At 32.9% G+C, this 8,560-nt stretch carries 6 protein-coding genes; 4 read left to right on the forward strand and 2 right to left on the reverse strand.

Features of this window, described 5'->3' with window-relative positions:
• Positions 1–299 precede the first annotated feature (299 nt).
• A complete protein-coding gene (gene gdhA, locus ACR0QS_RS08195) occupies positions 300–1,646 on the reverse strand; it encodes an NADP-specific glutamate dehydrogenase (protein WP_432632956.1) in 1,347 nt (448 codons plus the stop codon).
• A 594-nt stretch (positions 1,647–2,240) separates the two neighbouring features.
• Between gdhA and ACR0QS_RS08200 the strand changes: the two genes are divergently transcribed.
• From ACR0QS_RS08200 to murD, 4 genes are all read left to right on the forward strand, one after another.
• Positions 2,241–3,251 (forward strand): hypothetical protein, encoded by a 1,011-nt coding sequence (locus ACR0QS_RS08200; protein ID WP_432632957.1) that lies wholly within the window; start codon positions 2,241–2,243, stop codon positions 3,249–3,251.
• A gap of 302 nt (positions 3,252–3,553) precedes the next feature.
• Positions 3,554–4,672: a hypothetical protein gene (locus ACR0QS_RS08205; RefSeq protein WP_432632958.1), complete on the forward strand. Its 1,119-nt coding sequence runs from the start codon at positions 3,554–3,556 to the stop codon at positions 4,670–4,672.
• Between the two features lie 311 nt (positions 4,673–4,983).
• Positions 4,984–6,192 (forward strand): hypothetical protein, encoded by a 1,209-nt coding sequence (locus tag ACR0QS_RS08210; RefSeq protein ID WP_432632959.1) that lies wholly within the window; start codon positions 4,984–4,986, stop codon positions 6,190–6,192.
• A 109-nt stretch (positions 6,193–6,301) separates the two neighbouring features.
• Complete coding sequence (murD, locus tag ACR0QS_RS08215) at positions 6,302–7,693, forward strand: UDP-N-acetylmuramoyl-L-alanine--D-glutamate ligase (protein WP_432632960.1); 1,392 nt, start codon at positions 6,302–6,304, stop codon at positions 7,691–7,693.
• Positions 7,694–7,736: 43 nt separating this feature from the next.
• On the opposite strand, the gene ACR0QS_RS08220 is transcribed toward murD, so the two are convergent.
• Complete coding sequence (locus ACR0QS_RS08220; protein WP_432632961.1) at positions 7,737–8,315, reverse strand: TetR/AcrR family transcriptional regulator; 579 nt, start codon at positions 8,313–8,315, stop codon at positions 7,737–7,739.
• Positions 8,316–8,560 lie beyond the last annotated feature (245 nt).

The following is an 8,560-nucleotide window of genomic DNA, read 5'->3' on the forward strand; positions in this document are numbered from 1 at the left end:
GTTTAAAATAAAAATCGTCATTGCGTGTCTTTATTCAAAGTAGTCCAAGCATAAAACAAGGTGGTTTTAATCCCTTGTGTGTTTTTCTATAAACTTTAACACAATAGGCTTCCCAAAGTGACGCACAAGCGAAAGCCCGTTGTTATTTTGTTTGGATTGCTTCGCTCCTTTAAGTCGCTCGCAATGACGATTAAAAAATATTGTCATTACGAGGTTCTGCCGAAGTAATCCAATTTGTATAGATTGCTTCAGCAGAGCTTCGCAATGACGATTTATTTTTTATTTTTATTTTCTAAATTTTAAATCACGCCTTGACTAATCATAGCGGCGCATACTTTTTTAAATCCCGCAATATTTGCTCCCGTTAGAGTGTCAAAAGGATTTCCAAATTCGGATGCCGTTTCATGCGTATTTTTGAAAATATTAATCATTATATCTTTCAATTTGGAATCAACCTCTTCAAAAGTCCAAGAATAACGCATTGAATTTTGAGACATTTCAAGACCAGAAGTAGCGACTCCGCCCGCGTTAGCGGCTTTTCCCGGACCAAATACGATTTTATTTTCGATAAAATATTTTGCCGCATCCAAACTCGAAGGCATATTCGCTCCCTCGCATACCGCTATTACTCCGTTTTTGACTAAAGTTTTTGCGTCTTCCAAATCTAATTCGTTTTGAGTGGCGCATGGAAGTGCAATATCGCATTTAATTTTCCAAATGTCTTTAGAATTTTCAGAATATTTTGCATTTTTATGAACATCCAAATATTCTTTTATTCTTCCGCGTTTTACTTCTTTTATTTGTTTGATTAAATCCAAATCGATTCCGTTTTCATCGTAAATATAGCCGTTGGAATCCGACATAGCCACAACTTTAGCGCCAAGCTTTTTCGCTTTTTCGCAGGCATATATTGAAACATTTCCGCTTCCAGATACGATAACCGTTTTATTTTTAAAATCCGTATTCTTTAAAGTTTTTAAAGCCTCTTCGGTAAAATAACATAATCCGTAGCCAGTCGCTTCCGTTCTTGTTAGCGAACCGCCAAATGTTAATCCTTTTCCCGTCATAACGCCGACAGATTCGTTGCAGATTTTTTTATACTGCCCGTATAAATAGCCGACTTCTCTTCCGCCGACTCCAATATCTCCTGCGGGAACATCCGTATCGGGACCGATATGTCGATATAATTCCGTCATAAACGCTTGACAAAAAGCCATAACTTCATTGTCGCTTTTTCCTTTCGGGTCAAAATCCGAGCCTCCTTTTCCTCCGCCCATTGGAAGCGAAGTTAAAGAATTTTTAAGAACTTGCTCTAATCCTAAAAATTTAATTATCGAAGCATTAACGGTTTTGTGGAATCTGAGTCCGCCCTTGTAAGGACCGATAGCCGAACTGTATTGAACTCGATAGCCTTTATTGACTTGAATTTTATGATTATCGTCAACCCAGCATACTCTGAAAATTATGAGTCTTTCGGGTTCTATAAATCTTTCGAGGACTTTTTCTTTTTCGACTGCGGGATTTTTCATAACATACGGTTCTAAAGATTCCAATATCTCAAGCGCCGCATTTAGAAATTCCTTTTCGCCCTCGTTTTTTTTGCATAAATCGTCATAAACTTTTTTTACATATTCGCTTTTAAACATTTTGTTCTCCTATTTTATTTAAAATTTTTTAAATGTTTAATAATTATTTTATTTTATAAGGATTTGTAAAACAATGCAAGAGTTTAGTTTTTATTTTTTATAAAATAATAAAAAATTTCTTGTTCTTTTTTGATAAAATTTTGTCATTCGCTCTGCGTCCCTTCGGGAACGAGTGCAACGCCCGAAGTAATCTATTTACTGTGGATTGCCACGCTATCGCTCGCAATGACGGATTGGTAAAAATTTAAATGACAGTTTAATTAAATTTTATGAATTTAAAAGTCGATAAATAGAAAGTAATAATTGTTATTTGATTAAGTTATTTGTTTTTTGAGAATTTAATAAAAATTGCAAAGTAGATAACAACGGGCTTTCGCTTCTGCGCCATTTATGGAAAACCCATTGTTATTAAGAAGTGGATTGCCACGACTTCTTACGAAGTCTCGCAATGACGATTTAGGACGATTTGATTAAATTTATTAAAAAAATATTTGACTTTTTTAAAAATAACGGTTATTATAAGTAAAGAAAAAAAATTTAAAAAAAGCCAGAGGCGAGAGCCGAAAGGCGAGGAGAACAAAATGACAATAATTAATGCAGTTAAAAGGAAAGGGTTTATTATATCTAATAGGCATCTCGGTTTTAATTTCAATAGTATTCATTGCATGTAACAAAAAACCGACAGCGAGTAACGATTTTGCCGAAATAGACAAAGATTTGCCTATCTCAACTGACGGAAGCGGAAACGATACCGTTACAAGCGCAACATTATCGGAAGCCAATAATATAGACAGCCCCGTAGTTGTAGTTTCGGGCGATAAACTTATAATCGCTTACGGAGAAGGAAACAATATTAAATATCGCACGAGCGGTGACGGAGGAAAGAGTTTTTCTACAGCTATAGATTTAAGTCTTTCCGCGCAATATCCTTATATTTTCTTTGACGGAAGTAAGGTTAGCGTTATGGTAACGAAAAACGGCGGTAAAACGGGAGTTTCAACAAAAGTTATAAGCGAGATAAATGGAACATTCCAATTAAATAATAATGGAGCATACGAGATAAGTGGTAAGTCAGAAGCAGGTTTGAGCGGAGTAGTAGGAGTTGGTGGCTCAGCGGCTGGAGGAGTAGGAAGCGTAATAGAGGCAGAAAAATATTTTGGTAAAAAAACTACAATCCGAACCGCTGCGGGCGCGGGAATAGGAATCGGCAATACTCGTCAAATTCCTTTAAGCGAAGTTAATGGAACTACATATTTAATATTAGAGGCTAAACTATTAACAGCTCCTCATAGTGGATGGGGCTGGGATTTGAAAGCAAATTCTAAACAAACTAAAGGAAATGACGATGTTATAAAAATAGCTAAAGATGGAAGCATATTTAAAACGAGCGAGATAGCCGAAAAATCAGAAAGTTATTCGATTACTGCTAACGGAAAAATAACGGGTATAACTTCAAGCCCTACAGTAGGAAACAATACTAAAGACGCGTCTATTGCTACGGATGGAAAAGGCAATATATATACTTTGACTATAGAAGACGGCGGTTTAAAATTTAGAAAGTTTGGCACAAGTATAAGTAGTTCTGCGGACGGATTAAAGAAGTAATTTGCGTTAAGGTTTAATCGGGCTTAAAATTGAAAAACGATTTGAGAGTTAATTATTAATTCCAAACGATTATAGATTTGAAAGTTCACGGTTGTTAAAATAGATATTAGATTATTTGTTTGTGTTATTCTCAAGGGCGATGCATGAAAGTGTGTCGCCTTTATTTTTGGTTAGTAATATTAGAATTGGATTGCTTCGCTGTTGGTGTTGGATTGGCTAAAATTTTATTTGACTTTTATTAAATATTTGTTATATTATTAGTATAGGATTAAAAAACCTGCAATTAAAATAAGGAGTTAATTATGATTGATGCAAAAACATTGAAACTTTCAAAAAGATTAGTTATTATTTTATTAATAGCGACTTTTAGTATTTCTGGAATAATTTCTTGCGGTGGCGCCGATATTACGGGAAGTGGCAGAAGAGGTTATTCGAGCGTAAATGTTGGCGATGATACAAATTCTGGAAACGATTCCGCAAATTCTGGCGGCGGTTCTTCAGGCGGAAGCGGAGATTCTGGAGGCGATTCCACATGGAACACGAGCTATTATTACAGAATTCGAGTTCCTTTTGCAGTAGGCGGAAACGGTTATACTAATGTAAGCTATGCGGATACAAACACATTAAAACAATTATGGTTCGACCAAATCAATAGAAAAGCCATAAACGATGGAAGAGTTTTTGCTATAAGAAATAGGTCAAATAATAGAGACGCCAATAATTTTCAAAAAAGACATACTCATGGACAATATAGCGCTCAGGATTATTATTACTTCAACGAAAACGGAGATATAGTTTATAAAGAAGACAATACTATTATAAAAAAGTTTATGGGAGCGATTATAACCGAATATAGAAATGTGTCGTTAGAAAGGGGACATAGAGCGAATTTTGGATTTAACGATAACCGTCAGGCTATAGTAAATATTAGCTGGACACTAAAAGGCGACTATACGGTTGGAGCTATTTACGCTAACGCTTTGACAACCGAAGAGGCGCGAACGAAATATGCGGGCGACAATCCATTTAAAGACGGAGTATTCGATTTTATTACTTTTAGGCATCAGGTAGAAACTTTCCATAACGGAGTGGCTTATGCAAATAATTTATTTGAAAGACAATATATAAATCCGGGCTTTATAGAAGTTTTAGTTATGTGCGACTACTATTATAGTATGGAATCTGGCGCAGCCGCGGTTCATTCTTATTATCCTTACTACGGAATATATAATTATTATAAAGAATATAAGAATCATCCGGGCATTTATTTCACGCCTGAAAATATTCCTTACATGACCAATCATAATATATATTTGGAGCAAAGACCCGAATATACTACTGGGCAGTTGACTCATACCGCCGAGTTTACGGATAACCATCGAGGCTGGTGTTTCTTGTTTATGCCGGGACAGAAGAATTAAGATAATTTAGAATATTAGCAAAACTATTGGAATAGGGGAAGGCTAAAAAATAGTCTTCCCATTATAAAGCAATTTATATAGATTGGATTGCTTCGCTTCGTTCCACTTACTCGCAATGACAATAAAATTAAAGTTCGTAATGACGGTTTAGCAAATGCGCATAATGACCGATAAAGCAAAGTTCTAAATGACAAGTAAATTATGTTAACTTTATTCATAAATTTATTTGACTTTTCAAAAAAAATCGTTATACTTTTTGTATTGAAAGAATAGATTTTTTCAAGATTATAAAAAATTTGAGTGAGGATGAAATGAGAAAAACAATTTATTTTATAATTTCCGTTATTATGACTGCGGCTATTTGTATGGTTTCATGCGCCGATAGGATGGACAGCAATTTAAATCAAACTGGATTAATTGACCAAAACGGAAATGTGCTAACCAATACTTTAGTCAAAACGAATAGCCTTCGTTTTACGGGCGATATTCCAGCTTGGGCTACAAATATGAATGTCGATTATATCGTTACAACCAATTTGGAGTATTCCGAAGTCAGATATTCGGACGATATACTCGCTCCAGATTTGTCCGATAAACCTACCGACTATTATAAAATATATGTTCCTTATGCAGGGAAAGGAGACGATTATTATACCGTTAGCTATAAAGATACAAATAAATTAAAACAATTATGGCTCGACCAAATCAATAGAAGAGGTATGGACGATGGAAAAGTATTTGCGATAAGAAATAAGTCGAATAATCGCGACTTGAATAATTTTCAAAACTTGCATAAGAATGGAAACTATCAGGCTCGAGATTATTATTATTTTAACGATAACGGAGATATAGTTTGGAAAGAGGATGGCAGAATAATAAAGAAATTTGTCGGAGCGATTATAACTGGACATAGAGATGTAAATAAATATTTCGGAGATTGGAACGGAATGTGGAACGAAGGACCTTATCATGGATACGCTATAGAAAGATATGAATGGAAACAAAGAGGCGTTTTAACTGTTGGAGGGGTTTACGCCAATACTTTGAGCATATTTCAAGCGCGAAAGTATTATTTTAAGGCAAAAACGGGAGGAGAAGAAGATTTTAAAAGTGGAGACGACCCGTTTAAAGATGGAGTTTACGATTTCATAGCTTATCGTTGCAGAATTGAAACTTTCAATAACGGAATATACCGAGAAGCTAAACTGTTTGAAAGACAATTTGTATTCCCTAACTTTGTGGAAGTTTTCGTTGTCGACCCCGAAGATAATTTGGGCTATAAGGATGCTGCGGGCGTTTATTCTTTTTACGCTTATTATGGAGTATATGATTTGTATGGTCCATACGAAGGCAATCCTGGATTTACGCGTGAAAATATACCTTATATGACTAATCAGAATATATATTTGGGGCAAAGACCAGAATATACTACCACGTTGCTTACTCATTCGGCGGCGTTTACAGATGGACATCGTAATCCGAATTGGCATTATTTATTTATGCCGGGACAGAAGAATTAAGATAATTAAAACCATCCATAATTTAATTAAGGACGCTTTCATTTATTTGGAAGCGTCTTTTTTATTTCAAATTTTATTGTATAATAAATAAAAAACCTACGGCGTTAAAATGTTGAATAAAAATTATATAGACTTTCTTAAAAAACAAAATATATTGATACTCGGAGCGACTCCAAGAAGCGGTATAAGTATCGCCAATGTTATTTACGATATTAATAAATCGGAAAATATAAATATTAATTACGCTTTAAGCGACAGTAAAGAAAAAGATAAACTCAATTTGGATAATTTGAAAGATAAAAATGCAAAATTATTTTTTGGTAGTCAGGATACTTCGATTTTGAAAAATATAACTCTTATAATAATTTCTCCCGGAGTTCCGCAAAGTATTTCGTTGGTTGAAGAAGCGAAAAAAAGAAAAATAAAAATAATAGGGGAAATTGAATTTGCATATAATCTTTTACCCGACAGAAATTATATAGCGATAACTGGAACGGACGGAAAAACTACAACAGTAAATTTGATTTATAATATTATAAGTTCTTATAAAAAGGCGCGACTTTTGGGAAATGTAGGAAATACATTTTCTAAAGAAATTGAAAATATCGAAAAGGACGAAGATATAATTTTGGAGCTTTCAAGTTTTCAGCTCGAGACAATCGAAAATTTCCATCCTCATATATGCGCGATATTGAATATTGCCGAAGACCATTTGGATAGATATAACGATATAGAAGATTATTTTAACGCTAAAAAAAATATTTATAAGAATCAAAACGAAAACGATTTTTTAATTCTCAATTACGATAATATTTTTACGAATAGACTTTATAACGAATTAAAAAATAAAGAAGAAAAATTTAATGTTTTGACTTTTTCTACTAAAAATAAAAACGCCACGATTTATTATGATAACGAAGAAATATTTTATCAAAATAAAAAATTGTTTTCAATAAAGAAAAGAAAATTATTTGGAAATCATAATGTGGAAAATATTTTGGTTTCAGTTTTGGCGACTTTGAAAAATAATATTCCCATAGAATATATAGAAAACGCCGTGAATAATTTTAACGGAATCGAACATAGATTGGAGTTGGCAGCGACTATAAATAATGTAATGTATATCAACGATTCAAAAGCCACTTCTATGAACGCGGTAATGAGCGCTTTAAAATCTTTCGATAAAAATATAATTCTAATAATGGGCGGAAGAAATAAAAATATTGATTTCAGTCCTTTGAACGATATTATAAACGAGAGAGTAAAAAAACTTATATTAACGGGCGAGGCTGCGGAATCTCTAAACGATATGATAGCGAGCGATAAAAAAATTATAATAAAAGATTTTACGGACGCTTTTAATTACGCTTCTTCTTTGGCAATGCGCGGAGATATAGTTTTACTTTCCCCTGGATGCGCAAGTTTCGATTCTTTCAAAAATTATGAAGAGCGCGGAAAATATTTTAAAAGTCTGGTTTATAAATTAAAGAATAATATTTAATTCGGTTATGCATTTTAAGTATAATTATATATAAAACAAAATTTTAAGGTTTCATTATACTTTCCAAACCGTTGCATACTAATTTTATAGCAAGTTCTTTGACTTCTTCCAACGATAACTTTTTGCCATCCGCTACCCATTGCCTGTAAATAATCGCGGAATTCGCGCCGTAATATGCAAAAATTATATTCTCGTAAGCTTCGTTATCCGAAAAAGCTCCTCTATTGGTTTTCTTTCTATAATCCATAACTTTTTTAACTATTCTATCGCTAATATTTCTATAACTTCCGCTGCATAATATTCTTTCGTTGAGCGGTTCGTTATTTGTGCTGTCAAAAAATAACCCGATTAAATATTTCATGTCTTCAATATTTGTATAAGAAATTTGTTTTTCTATAAAAACATTGGCATAACTATCTTGTATTTCGAGTAATAAATCGTCCAAACTCTCATAATGCAAATAAAAAGTTTTTCTGTTTATTTTCGCTCTTTCGGTAAGTTCTTTTATCGTGATATAATCGTAATCCATTTCAAGTATCATACTTTTAAAAGTATTTCTTATAATCTCTTTGGTTTTTACTACTCTTAAATCTTCTTTTTTGTTTTTTTCTTTTAAACTCATATAAAATATCTCCTTTTTTTAAAATTTTATGCCTCATAATTAAAATATTTGTGGCATAAAGGACTATAATTAAAATCCTGTCCCTTGACTCAAGATTCTAATTTATTATAATACATAATCAATAAATAAGCAATAGTTAAGAAATAATATACATAAAAATAATAATACTCATTTTAGAATTATTTTTTACTTTTATCGCTTAAATTAGGTTAATTACAATGTTATAAAAATTAAAAAAAATTAAA

Source organism: Brachyspira sp., assembly GCF_050873525.1.
In the GTDB taxonomy this organism is placed as follows: Bacteria; Spirochaetota; Brachyspiria; order Brachyspirales; family Brachyspiraceae; genus Brachyspira.